The following is an 18,488-nucleotide window of genomic DNA, read 5'->3' on the forward strand; positions in this document are numbered from 1 at the left end:
AAATGAAGACCTTACCATACATTCTGTTCATTGCCCTCATCTTCTCTCTAAATATCATGGAGGGTAGCTGCATGGAGGGGATTGATCTTGAAAGTCTCGGCTTTGTGATAGAAAATAAACCCCCGCCTCGTAAAAATAAACCATCAAGATTAAGTCTACAAAGCGGCTTTGAGGATTGGCACTCAGGGGATGAAGAAATTCCTAAAGGTTATTTTGATGACAAGGGACACCCTGGACAATTGATGAAGAATGGGGATCCAGCAAGCGAAGCCGTTTATGATTCCAAAGACTATTCTAGTGGCGTTGAAATCGAAGTTACCTCAGAAGATACAATTGCAGGGGAACAACTCCTAGGGGATGTTCAAGGGGATGTTCAAGGGGATGTTCAAGAAGAGGAAGTTTGGGTCGGGGTTTCCTTCCTTGATGATGAAGCTGTGGGTACTCGCCCTCCAACCCCTGACCAGAAGGCAGACGCCCCCCTTACGGACATCGAAGATTTGGGTTTGATTAATGAGGACATTCAAACGAAACCGACTGCATTGGAAGAGTTTTTCAAGGGATTTAACTGGCAACAACCAAAGGATAGCAAAGGGAGATTAAGAGCCTTAAGCCCTGAACTCCGAACGAAAATGATCGGTATTTTACAAGGCCAATACACGAATCAGTTGAGCTTAAACTATTGCGATACTCTTGACCCAAAGCTGTTTCGTCAATTTCACATCAGATATATAACTCACCTCACCCTCCAAGGATGCCCCTGGGTTAACGGCAAAATGGTTGCTGAATTACCTGAGCAATGCACGGGTCTCTACTACTTTGATGGCTCCCGTTGTTATAATTTAGAGAGATTTGCAGGGAAATTTTCCACCTTGAGAACCCTAAAGCTCAATGGCTGTTTCACCTTAAAGGAAGTAACGGTAAAAGCAGAAAAACCCCCCGTGGAGCTTATGAGAAAGCAAAGGCGGCTACTCTCTATTAAATACAAAAGGAAGAAGGATAACATGGAACTGGAGAGCGCCCGGGAGGAGTATGGTCTCAAACACGTCGAACTGAAAGAAAATGGAGCCTTAGAAAAATTTTCATTAGAGACCAATTCTTTAAGAACAGCTCTATTTGATTACACCCCTCTCGTCGCCGATCCAATACTCGACACCTTTGCAAAAACATGCCCAGATCTTGAAACGCTTTCCTGCGATAAATGCCCTGGCGTGGCCCACCCTGACCTTCGCAAATTATTTCCCCGCCTCGTTCAGTCTTCACTTGGCAATAATCTCGGAGAAGTCCTCAACAGACTTCAGAATGGAAAACTATTCTATTTAGCATTTTCTCATCTCATGCCGCCTGCGATCAGGTCTCTTCCAATTTTTACGGGCCTCACTACTTTGATTGTTGAAAACAGTCACATGTCAGATGAAGGAGCGACGCTCATCTCAACACTGCCAGACCTTAATGAAGTGGATCTATCTAACAACAGCATAGGACCCGAGGGTGCTCGCAGCTTGTTTCGGCATTCCAAAATCACTGTTCTGACCTTAAATGGAAACAATGTCGGTAACCAAGGACTCTTATGGTTTAATCCGAATGTAACCATTCGCACCCTTAGTGTCGCAAGAAACGGTATTGGTAATGAGGGATTGTATGGACTGCTTGCCTCTCAAATAGAGGATATAGACCTATCCTCCAACCAGATCACTGACGTTGGGGCGAATATTCTAAGACATATGGCCGTCGTCAACACCTTAAACCTATCCCATAATCGTATTGGAGATAGTGGGGCTTGCGGGATATCAAAAATGCCCCATTTGCGTCACCTCATCCTGAAAAACTGCCAAATCGAGCCTGAGGGGGCCTGCTGGTTTAATCAATGTGCTAAACTTATTTTCCTTGATTTACGAAATAATAATGCCGGTGACAATGGCGCACTCGCGATCTCAAGAAGCAATAGCATCGTCTCCCTTGATCTTGGGCGGAATGGCGTCACATCAAAAGGGGTTTCTCAACTAAGTGCTAAATTAAAATTCCTAAGGCTAAAGCATAATATGATCGATGATGAGGGGGCGAAAATACTGGCTGGAAACGAAACCCTGAATGCTCTATCTCTGGGTGACAACCCAATTGGAGAAGGGGGATATCTTGCTTTCAAAACATCTCCTAACGACAACTTGAGAATGCTCTATAAACACCAGAAACAAGAAAATACTCTCGAGGCACTTGGTAACGAATAAACACCAAAACGTCAGGAGAAATCCTTGACAGGGGCGTGAAAATGCGGTAGGTATGGTTAAATTAATTTTTTAAGGACTTTCTGTTATGAAAATCGCAAACTCTCTCAAAACATTGAAATCCCGCCATAAGGCGTGCAAAATCGTTCGTCGTCGCGGACGGGTTTATGTTATTAACAAGCAAGCGCCGCGCTTTAAAGCCCGCCAAGGTTAATAAATAAAGGGTAGTATAAACATCTACCCTTTTCACTCCTCTTTATCCTTTACTTATTTTTATTCAACCTCTTGTATTTTATACCTTTCTCCTGATACCCTTAAATTAATTATAATTTTATTGTATTGAGAACTTTATGACTCTCGTCGGCCTCTCCTTTCTTGCAGGTGCCTTTACCCTTTTCAATCCTTGTGCTTTCCCTTTGATTCCAGTCCTCATTTCCAGCACATGGCAACGCCACCGGTCAGGTCCTCTTGCCTTAATCGTTGGTCTTTGCCTTACCTTCACAATTATGGGGTTTGCTCTTGCCACTACCCATACGGTTGTCGGGATTGAAATTAAGAAGCTGCGTCTCATTTCGGTCCTTCTTCTCCTCATCATTGGAATCGTCTTGAGCCAACAATCCCTCCAAATTTTCTTATTGAAGCATGGCAAACCTTTGGCTTTGAAAGCTCGAAAAACCTTCTATCCTCCCCATTTAAAAGAGCTTCCCCTTGAGAAGCTCGCCATTAACTTTCTCATTGGTGCCCTTATCGGATTTATTTGGTTTCCCTGCGCCGGCCCTACCCTATCCCTGGCCCTCACCTTAGCAGGAAGAGGGGACCATTTTGGTCAGGCTACCTTGTTGATGACGGTTTTTGCGTTGGGCGTGACGACCCCACTGTTAGGCCTCTCCTACCTATCCAAAAAATATTTAAAGAAGAAAAAGCTTCTAAAACGGGGATATTCGGGACGTAAATGGCTTGGATATTCACTAATTGTTATTAGTTTTTTGATATTAATTGGAAGTGACAAGGCCGTTGAGACTTGGTTAGTCAGCCACAGCCCTCAATGGCTCTTGAACCTGACGACGAAATACTAGGAGGCATGGATAATGGAGATGATTATATTTCTAAATGGTGTCGCAACATCTGGAAAAACATCTATTATCAACGAATTACAGAAGATTTCCCCCTCCCCTATTATGAAGCTTGGGGTCGATAACTTTTTGGATATGATGCCATCAGATTATTATGGATGGGGTGAAAAAGCAAAAGACGGTATCCAATTTGTTCGAGAAGAAGATGAAGGAGGCCCCATTACCCGTGTCTATAACGGGGATTTTGGACGCGCTGTTCTCCACACCATTCCTCCCGTTATTGCGAAGATGGCGTCTCGCGGCTTAAACATAGCCTGTGACGAGGTCATATTCCATGATTATTACTTAAAGGAATACACAAAAGCCTTCAAGGGCTTAAAAGCTTATTGCATTGGGATTCATTGCGATTTAGAAGAATTGATTCGTCGCGAACAAAAAAGGGGGGGGTACAGCCTTGGCCTTGGACGTGACCAAATCAATAGAGTTCATGGGCCCACTCGATTTTATGATCTTGAAATCAATACAACACATACGCCCTCCAAAGCATGTGCGCAGCAAATTCTTGAATTTATTCAAGCAAATCCTGACCCTCAAGGGTTCAAGAAACTCGAGGCCGCATTTGGTGTTTAAAGTTAATAGAGAATTATGTTCAAAAATCTCCTACTTTTTATGAATCAAACCTGGACAAACCCTGAGAATTATTTTCTAATGTAAATAGGGATGATAATGAAAATAAGGGCCCATCAATGGAGAACCTAACACACTCATGACCTACTTTAGATTATTAATTTGCTTAATTGTATTTGCTTGTCTCAATACGACTTTGTCTTTAACACGAAGGTATGCAGCTATTGTCATCGACGCTCACTCTGGCAAAGTTTTGGACGAAGAGGACGCCGATAAAACCTGCCATCCCGCCTCATTGACAAAAATGATGACCTTATACATGGTATTTGAAGCCCTAAAATCTGGCCGCATCACTATGAATACCCGAGTCCCTATATCTTCCCATGCTGCGCGCCAGAGTCCATCTAAATTGGGATTGCGCCCAGGATCGTCCGTTACCGTTGAAACCATCATAAAGGCCTTAACCACAAAATCAGCCAATGACTGTGCGGCAGCCATTGCAGAATACCTTGGGGGAAGTGAATCCAACTTCGCAAGTCAAATGACCCGCAAAGCACGCGCTCTCAAAATGCCTAACACAATTTTTAAAAATGCCTCCGGCTTGCCCAATCCCAACCAAATCACGACCGCTCGTGATATGGCAACGCTTGGTCGCTCTCTTTATCTGCACTTTCCCAAGGATTACCACCATTTTCGCCTCAAAGCTTTCCACTTTCGGGGCATCGTTCACCGAAATCATAACCATTTACTTAATCGTAATGGAAAAGACGCATTCAAAATCGATGGATTTAAAACGGGCTACATTGCCGCCTCTGGCTTCAATTTAGCCGCGTCTGCCGTCCTGACTGGAGAAGATAATAAACCTCGAAGACTCATTACTGTTGTTTTAGGGGGACCCAACCGCCACTGGCGGGATCGCCGCGTTCTAGAATTGTTTGATAGCAATTTTAGAAGGATCGGCATCGGACGTGGGGCGACAAAAGTCAGTATCGCAAAGGAAGACGATGAGGATGACTCAGAAGTAACTGAGTTTTTGAAAGAAGAAAGAGAAGCGCCCAAAAGTCCCCTTCGCCCGATCGCTGTGAGCTGGCCTCCGCCTTCTTCTCAACCGTCGGTTAAGAAAGCTAGCGCATCAGATTTGTGGGCTGTTCAAATGGGAACTTATAACTCCCGTGAAGAAGCTAGGCATATCGCAACAAAAGCTTTGCGAATCTTAAAGTCGGGGGAAGTTTCTACGCCGAAAGTATCCAAAGGCAGAAAATCGTCCTATGGAGCACGACTTTTCGGGATTTCACGGGAAGAAGCAACAACAGTGTGCAAAAGATATGCCCCTAAGGGCAAGGAATGCCGTGTTCTGGCGGCTAACTGAGACCTTTTAGACCTCTAGGCAACTTGCTCCACAACGGCAAGGTTCTGCTCTCTTGACTTCATTTTCAATAAGGAAATCAAGGACCGATTGGCCTCAGGCATGGGGTATTCATCCATATCTTCCGGCCTTACCCATTCAAGTCCACCTTGCCCTTCTCGAGCCGTAGGGATCCCTGTCCATCTTGAGCAAGTATACACCAACAAGATGATATGGAATTCACTGTAAGTCATACTCACAAAAGTATAGGGTTTAAAGGCAGTGGAACAAGCAACGACGCCGATTTCTTCATGCAATTCTCTCACCAAGGCCTGCTCAGGGGTCTCGCCCGCATCTATCTTTCCCCCAGGAACCTCCCAAAGAAAAGGCATTTTCTTATTCGCAGGTCGTTGGGCCAAGAGGTAACGCCCAGCCTCATCTTGCATCAGGGCGCCAACTACATAAATTACCGGTAGAGTCATGTGAATTCCTATAAAAAAAGCCCCCAAATAGTGGGGGCTTTATTAATTCTTGACAACGGTTAGGCTGCTGGTGCTGCCTTTGTCGTTTCAACTTTAGAAGCATCAACCTTTGGAGCGTCAGCTTTTGGGGCTTCCAGTGGCTTACCATCCATGCCAAAAAGCTCAATCTTTGCTTTGCCTTCAAACTCTTTAATCGCTTCTTTGGCAAACTTAGAACCAACGGCTGATTTCAACTCACCCTTAACGGCTTCAAACGGTGGGAATGTAGCCGCGCGCTTGTCTTTTACCATTAGGATATTGTAAGTTGTTACCTTCTTATTGGCATCACTTGGATCTGGCATCGATATTTCAACAACATTTTGCACGATTGTTGCTTTAGCAGCATTCTTAACTTTATCCCGGAATGCTTCAGGTAACTCGCCCAAACGAACATAGCCCAAGTTTCCATCTGGAATCTTGTTCATAGATTCTTTATTGGCAACTTCAGCAAACTTAGAGACACCTATTTTCTTCAACTCTTTCAACACATTTTCGGCCTTTGTTTTGTCCGTCAATGTAATCATGCTGATGTCATATTCATCTTCTTTTGGTGCAGATTTCTTCACGTCCTCATAAGCTTTTTTCAGCTCATCATCCGTTGCTCTCTTATCAATTTCTTTATCAAGGAACAACTTCTGCAAGACGCCCTTTTGACATTCACCAACCATTTTTTGGTAGTCAGGATCATTTTTAATGCCAGACTGTTCTGCGTAGTAAGAAATGATCTTCTCTGTCACAACACTCTTAAGAAGCAAAGGAAAAATATCTTTAAAGGGGGCGCTTTGAAGTTGAGGAGGCAACAATTTCAATTTGCCCTTTACTTCGCCGTAGGTAACTTCAAGTGTTTTGCCATCGACTACGGCTTTTCCAACAACCGTACTGTCAGCTGGTTCTGCAGCCGCAGGAGCTGCTGGCGCTTGAGATGTTGTATCTGTAGACGCAGCAGCCGCCCATAATGGCATCGGTACAGCTGAGACCAAGGCAAGGGATAATACTCCAACTCTGGAGGTGATTTTGGAAGAGATAAATGATTTCATGTAACCGATTTCCTTATAAATAAATGTAACAACTCAAAATTCAATGGTAACTGACTCTATTATAAGCCATAAAGATATTACTGAAAAGAGTGCTGAAACCCGCACAAACGTCAGGAAACAGGACAACCTTGGCAGCAAATACATATATGACTATACCAGGCAATTAAAAATTATATAACACAATGGCCCCATATCGGGCTATAACCATTGAGTCTTTTATAAAATAGAATTAGAATGAACGCAAGATGTCATGTGATCGCTGGAAACAGAGTCCTTAAAAATGTTATAAGGAAACACCCTGACTTTTGAGAATATAACAAAAATTAAATTGAGGCGAGTATGTTGGAAAAGGCTTTTAGAAAACTATTTGGTTCCGCCAATGACCGTATGGTTAAGAAAAATTTTAAGACGGCAGAGAAAATCAACGCCATTGAGGAGGAAGTTAAGAAGCTTTCTGATAAAGAATTGCGAGGCCAAACCGATTTGTTTCGGGAGCGTCTAAAGAATGGGGAAACCTTAGATGAACTTCTCGTCGAAGCCTTTGCCACCGTTCGGGAAGCAGCAATGCGCACGCTCGGACAGCGCCCTTTTGACGTTCAGCTCGTCGGAGGAATGGTTCTTCACGGGGGGATGATTACCGAAATGCGGACTGGCGAAGGAAAAACTCTTGTAGCAACCTTGCCCGTCTATCTCAATGCCTTGAGTGGAAAAGGTGTCCACGTCGTTACGATTAACGACTATTTGGCCCATCGCGACTCTAAGTGGATGGGTCAAATATATGAATTTTTGGGCCTAACCGTCGGATGTATTGTTCACGGCCTCACAGACGAACAACGTCGACAAGCCTATGGCGCCGATGTCACTTATGGAACAAACCACGAATTTGGGTTCGACTATTTGCGCGATAATATGAAATTTCGCTTGAGCGAAATGGTTCAACGCCCTTTCAATTACGCCATTGTGGACGAAGTCGACAGTATTCTTATTGACGAAGCCCGAACTCCCTTGATTATTTCCGGTTCTGCAGAAGATTCATCTGATCTGTACATGCAAATTGACAAGTTGCTTCCCTCCTTAATCGACACGGATTTTGAGAAGGATGAAAAACAACGCACCGTGACCTTGACAGAAGCAGGCGTTGAACATATCGAAGACCTTCTTCGCCAAAACGGTCTCCTTCAATATGGAGCAACTCTTTATGATGTTCATAACATTGGCCTTGTGCACCATGTGAACCAGGCTTTGCGCGCGCATAAGTTGTTTACGCGTGACGTCGATTACATCGTTAAGGACGACAAGGTCGTTATTATTGATGAATTTACGGGACGCATGATGGAAGGACGCCGGTATTCAGAAGGTTTACACCAAGCTTTAGAAGCCAAGGAAAAAGTGACCATTGAGATGGAAAACCAAACTTTGGCCTCCATCACCTATCAGAACTTCTTCCGTATGTACCCAAAATTGGCAGGCATGACCGGAACTGCAATGACCGATGCGCCTGAGTTTGATGAAATTTACAAACTCGCTACGGTTGAAATTCCAACAAACGTCCCCATTCAGCGCCTGGATTTTGATGATGAAGTTTATCTCACCGCCAAGGAAAAGTATAACTCTGTGGTCAAATTGATTCGCGAGTGTCAGGACCGAAAGCAACCTGTGTTGGTTGGAACAACCAGCATCGAAAAGTCAGAAGTCATGTCCACCCTGCTCACAAAAGAGAAGATCGCTCACCAAGTTTTGAACGCCCGTTATCATGATCAAGAGGCCTTCATTATTGCTGAAGCAGGATATCCAAGCGCAGTCACCATTGCCACAAACATGGCGGGACGCGGTACCGATATTAAGCTCGGTGGAAATCTGGACATGCGCATTGAACGGGAATTAGGAGAAATAACCGATCCTGAAGAACGGGAAAAGCGGATCTCTCAAATTCGCAAAGAAATTGAAAAAGCGCAGAAAATTGCCAAAGATGCTGGAGGACTCTATGTCATCGGCACGGAACGCCACGAAAGTCGTCGCGTTGACAATCAGCTGAGAGGACGGTCCGGTCGTCAAGGAGACCCCGGTGCCTCTAAGTTCTTTATTTCTCTCGAAGATGATTTGATGCGGATTTTCGGATCCGAACGTCTCGATAGCATGCTGCGCAAATTAGGTGTTCAAGAAGGTGAAGCCATCTCTCACTCCATGATCAGCAAGGCTTTGGCTCGTGCGCAGCAAAAAGTGGAAGCCCGCAACTTTGACATTCGTAAGCATTTGTTGAAATACGACGATGTCATGAATGACCAAAGAAAGATCATTTATGAGCAACGCCGTGAGTTGATGACTGAAGAAGATGCCAAAGAGCTCATCCACGAAATGCGCAGCGACGTTGTTGATGACATTGTAAAAATTCATATTCCAGAAAATGCACTTGCAGAACAATGGGACCTCAAAGGACTACAAACAGAATGTTTGCGTATTTTCAATTTGAATTTGCCAATTGAAAGTTGGGCGTCTGAAGAAGGTATTGCAGAATCTGAGCTTTATGCTCGGATTATAAAGGCCGTTGATGATGCTGCAGCCCAGAAGGAAGAGAAGTATGGCGAAGCATTGATGCGCTCAGCTGAACGGACACTCTTGTTGCAAACGCTCGACCGGTGCTGGAAAGAGAACCTGTTGATGCTGGACCACTTGCGCCAGGGGATCAATTTGCGCGCCTACGCCCAGAGCAATCCCCTCAACGAGTATAAGCGCGAAGCCTTTAACTTGTTCAAGGAGCTCTTGGTTCGAGTACGCGAAGAAGCAACGACGATCTTGTCTCACTTTTCTCTTCAAGACCCCAGCGAAGACGCCCTCGAGGATCTTCTGGAAGAAGCTGATTTCTCACGCTTTAAAGAAGAGACCCCCAATTGGCTTCAAGAAAATGAAGAGTTGGAGGTTCCCGGTGGCACGCCGATTTGGAATCCAACAACTATGGCTCCCAATACAGATTATTCAGCGGAACCGGTACGCACACGCCGTTCCGATCAATTTGATGAGGAAATTGATCCCAAAGACCCCACAACCTGGGGACGTGTCCAACGCAATGCCTTGTGCCCTTGCGGATCTGGGTCGAAATACAAGCATTGTCATGGCCAATTTACTGACGATGAATAGCTGACCTGGCAGATAGCCAGCGGTAAGGAGTTGATTGTGGAAGATATTAAGTCCGTTTGCGTCTACTGTGGGTCTTCTTCACGCTCAGAACTTGTCTATCAGAAAGCCGCCTTTGAGTTGGGCAAAGAGTTGGCAGCCGCCGGCATTCAGCTGGTTTATGGCGGAGGCCAATTGGGCCTTATGGGACTTGTCGCTGATGGCGTCATCAATAATGGCGGTCGCGCGATTGGCTTTATTACAAGAGATTTAGAACACATCGAAGGTGGCCACAGCAAGTTAAGTGAGCTTCACATCGTCGATACCATGCATACCCGAAAGCTAAAAATGTCTGAAAATGCGGACGCGTTCGTCATCCTGCCCGGTGGGTTTGGGACCCTTGACGAACTCTTTGAAATTCTGACCTGGCGTCAGCTGGAAATGCACGACAAACCCCTCATTATCGCCAATATTAATGGCTATTGGGACCCCTTAAAGGCCCTCATCCACAATGTGGTTGAGCATCGCTTTGCCCGGCCTTTGGACGAAAAGCTCCTACTCTTTGTTTCCACGGTTGAGGAAATCATTCCCCTCTTGCACCAACTCCCCGAACCATCCGTCGACGTCACCTCGAAGTATATTTGAGCGACCCTTATCTTTCAAAAATTGTGGAAACATCGAGAAGTTGTCTTTTGAATTTAACTTAATACTTGACGCTGAACCCCACGTCGGGCACATTTATTATCATTGCGGATGGGTGGCTGAGCGGTTGAAAGCACCGGTCTTGAAAACCGGCGAGGGCGCAAGCCCTTCGTGAGTTCGAATCTCACCCCATCCGCCATTGATTTTATTGAGTTATTTTGGATTTATAGTCAATAATAAAGCGCCACTTTTTACCCCTTATGAATTTGTATTTGTACCATATTTGTACCAGTAGCGCACCAAAGGCTATGGCAAATTTGGGTATAGTCTGAGATAAAGATATAAAACTAGCCCAAGAAGATCACCACAAACCTTCTTGTTTATAGAGGTAGCTAAAATTCTTTATTGAAGAATGGAGAAGATTCTCATGAAAGATAAATTTAAAGCATTAACAAATGATTTTGGCAAAGCGCTCATTAAAGAAACAAGAGATGAAACAATTTGCCAGGGTCATAAGCAAGTAGATGCTGCTACGGATGATTATTATACAGACATCTATAGCAAATTAGATTCTTTTAGTCCGGAGCAGCGTGATGTCGTAAAAGACATAGTTATAGATAGTATTGATAGGACACTGACAAATTTTTTGTGGGCAATGGACCAAAATGAAAGATTTGATATTATTGCTTACGAAGAAGATCGTTCAATCTTTTATAGCTTAAAAGATGTGAATGCAGGGCTTTATGATGAATACTATTATTTCGTTCAAGATTTTTCTAAATTTAAAATGATAGAACTAAAGGAATATGATGGTAAAACAATAGCCAAACAATTACCTGATGAACGTATTATGGCTTTGTTCGATGAAAATAAACCGGAAGCCGCAAAGCGTGAATTTGTAAAAATCATGAATAAAAAGGCGGAGTTTGATGTTTTAAAAGATCGGGTACCACTTATGCCACAGCATATTGTTGAGTCCTTAATTGAAATGACGCTATCTCATTCCTCTTTCCATAAGGAACAATGTGATGAATTAAGAAAATTAATAATCTGAAAAGGATAAAAAAGCATTTGCTTTTTAAGCGGTTTATATTAGGTAGATAGATCAACTTCATCCCAATCGTTTGTTGGATAAAAAATCCACTCAAGTGCTCTTCTGCGCGATTGAATAATTCCAAAATCAAAATCTTTCGTGTCTTCTCTGCATAAACCCGCATCACGAACGTACCAATGCGCTCTATAGTATAAATCTAGCATTTTATAGAGCTGGCCATATGGCCTAAGTTTTATTGATTTGATAAAGCTTTCTGCAGCATCACCATTTTGGAGATTAGGTACAAAGTTAACCATTGTGTCGGGGACATGTTTTTGTGGAGAAAGTGTATCAAAAATTGATCCTGCCCATAACAATGCGCATAAAGATTCGACGTACCATCCTATCTCACACATTTCCCGCTCACTTATAGCATTTTCCGGCTTGCTAATAAGAGAGAGCTCCTCATCAGATAAATATGGAAATAGATTATTACCTTCCATCCATTCCTTTACTGTAGAAGTGGGGGCACCTAAGTAAATATTGACCATTCCACAAACAATTGCTGCACGTTTTCCTACTTCAATAGATGCTCTTGAAACATTTGTATGCGCTGTGTAGGGGAGCCACTTACAAATGCGAGCTCCTTGGCTTAATAAGTAACGTTCATTTTGTTTCTTAACGAAGCGAGGATGTAGTATTAAAGATCTATAAAATCTGTCCAGCATGTATATTTCTTTGTTTTATCGTTTAATTATGGTCTAATTATTTTTGTTGGCGGCTATCATATGTAAAACTAACTTTCAAAGGTTCATCACTCGCACTTTTATCTGAAACAACAAGTGTTTCCCAGCCATCATAATCGCCTTCATATTCTTTTGCTTTCCTAAAAAGGGTTATGGTTGTTTGATCAATGAAACCTGACTGTGGAATCGCTGTATGAAATATTTGAAGAGTGAATTTATGAGGGAGTACCTCCACTTCATCTTCCGCTTCCTTCTCATTTTCTGCACGAATTGGCTCTATCTCGAACCCGTTACTTTCTGCCCATAATGAAAAATTGTAAAGGTGAGCCTGGTCATTAAAATAAATCCAGTGATCGATTCTTCTTGGAGCAATAAGTTCATCGCCATGTTCAACAATACCTTTCAAGACCATTTGGTTTGAGACAAGCTGCCATTCTTCTTGTGTGGGATATAGGATGTTCCAATAAGATGTCTTTTCTGCATCTTCCTTTAAGGCATACTCTATATGGTAGCTGAATTTCTCTGCTAAGTTTTTGAGGAATTGATCAACTATATTCTCTTCAAAGATGCCATAATAATAGAAATAGCGGCATCCATCAGTAGTTACTCTACCTGCTTTAATGCTTGGCTGTCTTTCAATGTATTCGTCAAGAAAGTCTTCCATTTCATTTAAAGCTGTAAATTCTTCTCCGTGGGGTAAACCATTATCTGTTGGATTTTTAATAGTAACTTTAACTCTAAGCATTTGATTATATGGTAATTCATTAATTTTCTTTGCTACGGTACTATTAAATGAAATGAAGATGGGTATATCCGTATCAATTGGCTTATAAAACCCCCATGCTTCTCCTTCCTCTGTAACATCTTCTTTTGTTGCGTCGGTCATATTGTTTTACCTCTAAATATTGATTTTGATTCGTTCTTTTAATCCTTCAATGAGCATCTCTTTATAGATTTTCTTTTGAGCTTTTCATCGCATCGCCTAATAGCGATGGCATTTGATCCTAAGTGAAATCAGAGTGAAGTAAAATTTTGTTGCACTTGCGGCATACAAATTTATAAAAAGCAGGGTTAATATTTCCTTCAGGATCATAGTATGAAATTATTTCCCTCGCTTGGTCTTCATTACACCTGAGGGACTTCATGGCATATATTTTTAATTCATCAAAGCGCTCGAGGAGTTCTTGTTTTGAAAAGTCACCGTGAAACTCGCAGATATCATCACAGTGTGTTAACCAAAGGGGATCTTGCCAGCAAATATATCCTGGCGTTCTTTCTGCAAATTCTTTAATAGCAAGGGGGTTAATATTCGTGAAATTATCAAGCTCACTTGCAAATTCTGCATCAAACTTTTTAGCTGCTGATCCATCGGCTAAACACCAGACGCAAATTTTATTTTCTATATCGGCTTGTAAAGGATGTGCTGGACCAACATATAAATAGTTCTTTTCTTGATCACAACATATGCATTGAAATGTTATATTTTTGACAAGACCTGTTTTCAAAGGGTCTGGGTGATATTTAAAGTGTGGTAGGTCCATGTCAATAACTTTACATTGTATGAGTTAATCCAAACGCAAATTATTTTGAAATATCCAAATTATCCTTCCTCATAAAGAAGACATTGAATCATTTTCCCATGCAACTATCAAGAGAAATAATTCATACCTCGTAGTTTTACGTATGTGCTTTATTAGTTTCGAAATTGAGAGAATGCCTATGAATTTCTCATGCTATTCTCCTCAAAAAAATTGGCTTCATACTACTGAACAAAGAAGTCCTCCGCATTTAAATCTTTTATCATTCTAAAGCTATAATCTTTTTCATGCATTTTCCGAGATCCACAGAGAACGAGAAAGACTGAAACATAGTTGAAATAGATCAATATAGATTAAATAGCATTGAACGAGAACTAAGTAATTATCTTGACAGACTCATATTATTACTGTTTTAATTAAAATTGTATATAAGTATAAAAAGTGAGTTCAATTTTAGGAGTTCATGTATGCAGCCACCATTCTTAACCCCCACAGCTCTGGCATCTCGTTGGAAATTAGCCCCTAAGACCCTTAGTCAATGGCGTTGGAACGGACATGGCCCTCACTATTGCAAGTTTGGCAAGCTGGTACGATATCCAATCGAAGATGTGGTGGCTTTTGAAGAAAGCAAGACGTTTCAAACCACTGGCGTTCCTCTAATTCGCTTAGAAAATTCGAAGGAATAGCCCTCAACCGCATCCTACCAAAAGAGGATTCCAAGGAGTTAGCATCATGGGTTTTACGAAAAATTTCACACAGGGCGGGCAGGTTACCCTGCACAATTTTCATATGATCCGGCAAGTCATGAGTGTAACCCTTTTGGCGACATTAATCGTAGGAGGTGTCGTTTTTGGAACAAAGAGTTGGTATGATTTCACGCCTTATGAGCGTTCCTCAGCCGTTGCGTATTATTGGGCAGATTTTAAATTGAACCTTCCATTTGTTAGGAATGAACAAAGGAGAAAAATGACTCAGTTCTATACATATGACAATGGGAAGCAAGGCACTGTTCGCTCTATCGATATTGTTACGAATCGTTGGCATCGATGGCTGGTTCAAGATATCAACAACCAACTTGTCAAGAATGCTTGGCTAACTTTATGGGTCATGGTGTCCTTCTTCTTGATCGTCTGTACGGGTTGGGCCTGGCGCGGAAAGGCTAAGAAAGCTAAAGAAATATTGTCAGGAAATGAGATTATCAAACCAAAGCTTCTCCAAAAACTCCTGCGACGTCAAAAAATTGCCTCTCCTTTAAAATTAGGCAATGTCAGCTTGCGGCTCAACTCAGAGACCCAACATCTTATGCTTTGTGGAACAACGGGGACGGGTAAAAGCAATTGTTTCATGCAATTATTTCCTCAAATAAGAGCAATGAAACAGCGGGCAATTGTGGTGGACACAACAGGTGAATTCGTCAATCGATTTTATCGAGAAGGAAAAGATATCTTGATTAATCCATTTGACGAACGTTCGGTTGGATGGAGCCCTTGGGATGAATGTCTAAAGGATTACCATTATGACGAAATTGCTCACGGATTTATTCCGCAAACGGGGGATGATAGCTTTTGGGCGGATTCATCTAGAACAGTCTTTGCGGAATGTTTGAGATATCTTGATAGTCAAAGAACGAAAAGCGTTGAAGCTCTTCTAAATTTAGTATTGTACTGCCCCCTCGTTGATATTTATAAGAATCTCAAAGATACCCCTGCAGCCAATTTATTAGACCCTTCGGGTGAAAAGACTGCCATGTCAATTCGTTCCCACCTGGCACCTTACCTTAAAGCTCTCAAGTATTTACCTAAAGACAAGTTTTCTTTTTCCATACGCGAATGGATCGAAAATTGGGCAGATAATGAGCATGATGACAGTTGGCTCTTTATCACATCGACACCAGATCAGCGGGAAACATTGCGACCACTCATAACAGGATTAATGACGATCGCCGTCAATAGCGTCATGAGTACGGCGCCAAATCCGGACAGAAGAGTTTGGTTCATGATCGATGAGTTGATATCCCTAAACAAGCAGGAAGCCATCCCAAAAGCCTTAGCTGAAATACGTAAGTATGGCGGCTGTATCGCGGCGGGCGTACAGAACATTCCTCAATTGCAGGAGCAATATGGTCTTTCGGAGACCAAGTCCCTCACGAGCTTATTTAACACTAAAGTGATTTTCAGAAATGGCGATCCTGAAACAGCGAAGTACATGTCTCAGATGTTAGGTGAACAAGAGATCATGGAATCTGTTGAGGGTATATCTTATGGGGCGCACCAAATGCGCGATGGCGTGTCCTTAAATGAGCAAAAACGAATGAAGCCCGTGGTTAGTGCTACCGAGATCATGAGCCTCAATGACCTAGAAGCTTATCTTAAGTTGCCAGGAAATTTGCCCGTTACGAAATTGAAGTTTCAGGTTAATGCTATCTAATGATTTGATAAAAAATGGTTTTCCAAAATAAATTGCAATCAATTTGTTTAGGGCCCTCTCTTAAAGCCATGGTATGACCTGAAAATCCTGCTGGATACTAGGACAAAGAGATAATGTGAAATAGTCTATTAAATGGACTTGCACAACCAACCCCGAAAGCTTATATTGATTTTAATTAAATTATTGAAAAAATTTTTGCAATTTAATTTGTTACCTAAGCTTTACAACAAATATCTCAGCAAATTTCACACGATATACTATAGAAGCCAGCTGTTGGTAACAATTATGTATGGAGGATAAACATGAGTCAGTTCAAAAAAACAATAGTTCTAGGATGTTTCTGGTTTTTAAGTTCTATCTCTGAGTCTCATTCAACCCAAAAAATTATGACAGAACCTGCATACGAGGAGGCATGTAGAAAAATTGCCAGAGAAATTGTAATGGTTGATGAAAAATTTGATAATCTTAAAGATAGGTATGAGGAAGTTCTTAATATAGCTTTTAGTCGTTCTATAGCTGCCCCTTCATCTAAAAAGGACGTTCTTATTTTAGGAGCAGGTATAGCAGGCTTAGTTGCTGGAAAAATTCTTCAAAAAGAAGGTTATTACGTTACTATCTTAGAGGCTAATGGGAACCGTGTGGGTGGGCGCATCAAAACATTTCATCATGAAGATGGACAAGAAGCACCCTTCATGGATAATGACCTGTATGCTGAAGCTGGAGCAATGCGAATCCCTACATCTCACCCACTTGTACAAACGCTAATAGATATTCTTCATTTAAAACATCAACAATTTTACAATGTTGATGAGAAAAGAGATGCCCCAGGGATCCCGGGTAACCATACCTGGTATTGCGCAAATGGTGTTCAAAAACGCCCTTCTGAATATGCATCATTAGATCTACCCCCAGCAGAACGCCACTTAGGCTTTGCTCTACCAGAAAAGTATTATGGTAAAACGGCAAAACGTCTTTTAGATGAGGCTTTTGCTTCAGATCCTTTACTAATAGCAACCACTCGTAATCCAGACCTTCCCGATAACGACAAAGGAGAAAATGAGCGATTAGTCGGTGCTTGGGAGGCAGTAATTAACAAATATGATAAATGGAGCATGCTTGAATATCTTCAAGAAAAATATCCAGAGCGAGTTGTCATAGATTACATAGGAACTCTACAAAACTTATCCTCACGACTTTTTTTATCTTTTATACATAGTTTTGTGGACACATTTTATATTAGCCCAACAACGAAATATAGAGAGGTTATCGGAGGAAATTATAGACTTCCTTATGCAATAGCTGATGAGTTTGGTAGGCATAATATCGTTATGAATGCTCGCGCCGTCGAAATTCAGTGGGCGAGTTCTCAAAACCCTGCCTTACCAGCAAATAAGAATATAAAAGCCATAAATCGAGGCAGAGACGGAGTTTATGTACGAACAGTTGGCGAAAGGGTAGATGAGGATAACAAAACTGTGTCACAGCCTATGGATCGTGAATTTACAGCTGATTATCTTATTACTTCCATTCCGTTCTCTGCCCTTCGCTTTGTAGATGTTCATCCAAGATTCAGTTATGACAAGCATCGTGCTATTACGGAAATGCATTATGACTCAGCTACCAAAGTGTTTTTGGAATTTAGCGAGCGTTTTTGGGAATGGAATGAAGGTGAATGGATAAAACGGCTTTCTGATGAGTATAGAGGACATAATTCCATTGGAGGAGGAGTTGTTACGGACTCCCCAAATCGTTTCATTTACTTCCCAGGTATTCCACCCAAGGAGGGTAGCATTGGCGGTATAATATTAGCTAGCTACACATGGTCTGATGACGCCAATCGCTGGGATTCAATATTGCCAAGCGATCGAGTTGCTTACGCTCTTCGAGGTCTCACAGACATCTATGGTAAAGGAATACTTCGCTTTTTCACAGGTAAAAGCCAAACAGAAAGTTGGATGCAGAATTTTTATGCTTACGGAGAAGCGGCTGTGTTCTCACCTGGTCAAATTCTAGGATTATATCCAAATACTTCTACTCCTGAAGGCCCGATTTATTTTGCAGGTGAACATACATCTATGAAACATGCGTGGATTGAAGGAGCCATTGAATCAGGAATAAGGGCCGCATTGGAGATTATAGAAAGAGATAAAGCCGCCTTGTAGTAAC

16 protein-coding genes and 1 tRNA gene are annotated in these 18,488 nt (G+C 42.1%); 12 read left to right on the forward strand and 5 right to left on the reverse strand.

Features of this window, described 5'->3' with window-relative positions; genetic code table 11:
- The first annotated feature begins 2 nt into the window (after positions 1-2).
- From K2Y18_00275 to K2Y18_00295, 5 genes are all read left to right on the forward strand, one after another.
- Positions 3-2,225: a hypothetical protein gene (locus tag K2Y18_00275; protein MBX9804173.1), complete on the forward strand. Its 2,223-nt coding sequence runs from the start codon at positions 3-5 to the stop codon at positions 2,223-2,225.
- An 85-nt stretch (positions 2,226-2,310) separates the two neighbouring features.
- A complete protein-coding gene (ykgO, locus tag K2Y18_00280) occupies positions 2,311-2,436 on the forward strand; it encodes a type B 50S ribosomal protein L36 (GenBank protein ID MBX9804174.1) in 126 nt (41 codons plus the stop codon).
- Between the two features lie 136 nt (positions 2,437-2,572).
- A complete protein-coding gene (locus K2Y18_00285) occupies positions 2,573-3,298 on the forward strand; it encodes a sulfite exporter TauE/SafE family protein (protein ID MBX9804175.1) in 726 nt (241 codons plus the stop codon).
- An 18-nt stretch (positions 3,299-3,316) separates the two neighbouring features.
- Positions 3,317-3,925: a chloramphenicol phosphotransferase CPT family protein gene (locus K2Y18_00290; GenBank protein MBX9804176.1), complete on the forward strand. Its 609-nt coding sequence runs from the start codon at positions 3,317-3,319 to the stop codon at positions 3,923-3,925.
- Positions 3,926-4,061: 136 nt separating this feature from the next.
- Positions 4,062-5,291, forward strand: a complete 1,230-nt coding sequence (locus tag K2Y18_00295) for a D-alanyl-D-alanine carboxypeptidase (protein MBX9804177.1) — start codon at positions 4,062-4,064, stop codon at positions 5,289-5,291.
- A 14-nt stretch (positions 5,292-5,305) separates the two neighbouring features.
- Here K2Y18_00295 and K2Y18_00300 read toward each other — a convergent pair whose 3' ends face one another.
- Together K2Y18_00300 and K2Y18_00305 are read right to left on the reverse strand one after the other, a co-directional pair.
- Entirely contained in the window at positions 5,306-5,749 is a 444-nt protein-coding gene (locus tag K2Y18_00300; GenBank protein ID MBX9804178.1) for a (deoxy)nucleoside triphosphate pyrophosphohydrolase, read from the reverse strand.
- Between the two features lie 59 nt (positions 5,750-5,808).
- Positions 5,809-6,825: a peptidyl-prolyl cis-trans isomerase gene (locus K2Y18_00305; protein ID MBX9804179.1), complete on the reverse strand. Its 1,017-nt coding sequence runs from the start codon at positions 6,823-6,825 to the stop codon at positions 5,809-5,811.
- Positions 6,826-7,164: 339 nt separating this feature from the next.
- Here K2Y18_00305 and secA point away from each other — a divergent pair, with 339 nt between their 5' ends.
- From secA to K2Y18_00325, 4 genes are all read left to right on the forward strand, one after another.
- On the forward strand, positions 7,165-9,960 hold the full coding sequence (gene secA, locus K2Y18_00310; protein MBX9804180.1) for a preprotein translocase subunit SecA: 2,796 nt from the start codon (positions 7,165-7,167) through the stop codon (positions 9,958-9,960).
- Between the two features lie 36 nt (positions 9,961-9,996).
- The gene (locus K2Y18_00315; GenBank protein MBX9804181.1) at positions 9,997-10,581 is read left to right on the forward strand and encodes a TIGR00730 family Rossman fold protein; all 585 of its coding nucleotides are present in this window, start codon (positions 9,997-9,999) and stop codon (positions 10,579-10,581) included.
- 106 nt (positions 10,582-10,687) lie between these two features.
- A tRNA-Ser gene (locus tag K2Y18_00320) sits at positions 10,688-10,777 on the forward strand.
- A 228-nt stretch (positions 10,778-11,005) separates the two neighbouring features.
- Positions 11,006-11,632 (forward strand): hypothetical protein, encoded by a 627-nt coding sequence (locus K2Y18_00325; GenBank protein MBX9804182.1) that lies wholly within the window; start codon positions 11,006-11,008, stop codon positions 11,630-11,632.
- A 38-nt stretch (positions 11,633-11,670) separates the two neighbouring features.
- Here the strand turns inward: K2Y18_00325 and K2Y18_00330 are convergent, their stop codons facing one another.
- From K2Y18_00330 to K2Y18_00340, 3 genes are all read right to left on the reverse strand, one after another.
- Positions 11,671-12,339: a DUF4272 domain-containing protein gene (locus K2Y18_00330; protein ID MBX9804183.1), complete on the reverse strand. Its 669-nt coding sequence runs from the start codon at positions 12,337-12,339 to the stop codon at positions 11,671-11,673.
- A gap of 37 nt (positions 12,340-12,376) precedes the next feature.
- Positions 12,377-13,243, reverse strand: coding sequence for a DUF695 domain-containing protein (locus K2Y18_00335; protein ID MBX9804184.1), 867 nt, complete (start codon positions 13,241-13,243; stop codon positions 12,377-12,379).
- A gap of 118 nt (positions 13,244-13,361) precedes the next feature.
- Complete coding sequence (locus tag K2Y18_00340) at positions 13,362-13,898, reverse strand: CbrC family protein (GenBank protein ID MBX9804185.1); 537 nt, start codon at positions 13,896-13,898, stop codon at positions 13,362-13,364.
- A gap of 464 nt (positions 13,899-14,362) precedes the next feature.
- Between K2Y18_00340 and K2Y18_00345 the strand changes: the two genes are divergently transcribed.
- The 3 genes from K2Y18_00345 (at position 14,363) to K2Y18_00355 (ending at position 18,484) form a co-directional block, all read left to right on the forward strand.
- Positions 14,363-14,581 (forward strand): helix-turn-helix domain-containing protein, encoded by a 219-nt coding sequence (locus K2Y18_00345; protein ID MBX9804186.1) that lies wholly within the window; start codon positions 14,363-14,365, stop codon positions 14,579-14,581.
- Between the two features lie 46 nt (positions 14,582-14,627).
- Positions 14,628-16,322 carry a type IV conjugative transfer system coupling protein TraD gene (gene traD / locus K2Y18_00350; GenBank protein MBX9804187.1) on the forward strand — a complete coding sequence of 565 codons (1,695 nt, stop codon included), beginning with the start codon at positions 14,628-14,630 and terminating at the stop codon, positions 16,320-16,322.
- A 302-nt stretch (positions 16,323-16,624) separates the two neighbouring features.
- Positions 16,625-18,484 (forward strand): FAD-dependent oxidoreductase, encoded by a 1,860-nt coding sequence (locus tag K2Y18_00355; GenBank protein MBX9804188.1) that lies wholly within the window; start codon positions 16,625-16,627, stop codon positions 18,482-18,484.
- Positions 18,485-18,488: the final 4 nt, after the last annotated feature.

This window comes from Alphaproteobacteria bacterium (assembly GCA_019746225.1).
Classification (GTDB): domain Bacteria; phylum Pseudomonadota; class Alphaproteobacteria; order Paracaedibacterales; family VGCI01; genus VGCI01.

Bases quoted from the DNA above. Each gene is read 5' to 3' on its own strand.
- K2Y18_00275 (MBX9804173.1), top strand. From the start codon at position 3: ATGAAGACCTTACCATACATTCTGTTCATTGCCCTCATCTTCTCTCTA.
- ykgO (MBX9804174.1), top strand. From the start codon at position 2,311: ATGAAAATCGCAAACTCTCTCAAAACATTGAAATCCCGCCATAAGGCG.
- K2Y18_00285 (MBX9804175.1), top strand. From the start codon at position 2,573: ATGACTCTCGTCGGCCTCTCCTTTCTTGCAGGTGCCTTTACCCTTTTC.
- K2Y18_00290 (MBX9804176.1), top strand. From the start codon at position 3,317: ATGATTATATTTCTAAATGGTGTCGCAACATCTGGAAAAACATCTATT.
- K2Y18_00295 (MBX9804177.1), top strand. From the start codon at position 4,062: ATGACCTACTTTAGATTATTAATTTGCTTAATTGTATTTGCTTGTCTC.
- K2Y18_00300 (MBX9804178.1), bottom strand. From the start codon at position 5,749: ATGACTCTACCGGTAATTTATGTAGTTGGCGCCCTGATGCAAGATGAG.
- K2Y18_00305 (MBX9804179.1), bottom strand. From the start codon at position 6,825: ATGAAATCATTTATCTCTTCCAAAATCACCTCCAGAGTTGGAGTATTA.
- secA (MBX9804180.1), top strand. From the start codon at position 7,165: ATGTTGGAAAAGGCTTTTAGAAAACTATTTGGTTCCGCCAATGACCGT.
- K2Y18_00325 (MBX9804182.1), top strand. From the start codon at position 11,006: ATGAAAGATAAATTTAAAGCATTAACAAATGATTTTGGCAAAGCGCTC.
- K2Y18_00330 (MBX9804183.1), bottom strand. From the start codon at position 12,339: ATGCTGGACAGATTTTATAGATCTTTAATACTACATCCTCGCTTCGTT.
- K2Y18_00335 (MBX9804184.1), bottom strand. From the start codon at position 13,243: ATGACCGACGCAACAAAAGAAGATGTTACAGAGGAAGGAGAAGCATGG.
- K2Y18_00340 (MBX9804185.1), bottom strand. From the start codon at position 13,898: ATGGACCTACCACACTTTAAATATCACCCAGACCCTTTGAAAACAGGT.
- K2Y18_00345 (MBX9804186.1), top strand. From the start codon at position 14,363: ATGCAGCCACCATTCTTAACCCCCACAGCTCTGGCATCTCGTTGGAAA.
- traD (MBX9804187.1), top strand. From the start codon at position 14,628: ATGGGTTTTACGAAAAATTTCACACAGGGCGGGCAGGTTACCCTGCAC.
- K2Y18_00355 (MBX9804188.1), top strand. From the start codon at position 16,625: ATGAGTCAGTTCAAAAAAACAATAGTTCTAGGATGTTTCTGGTTTTTA.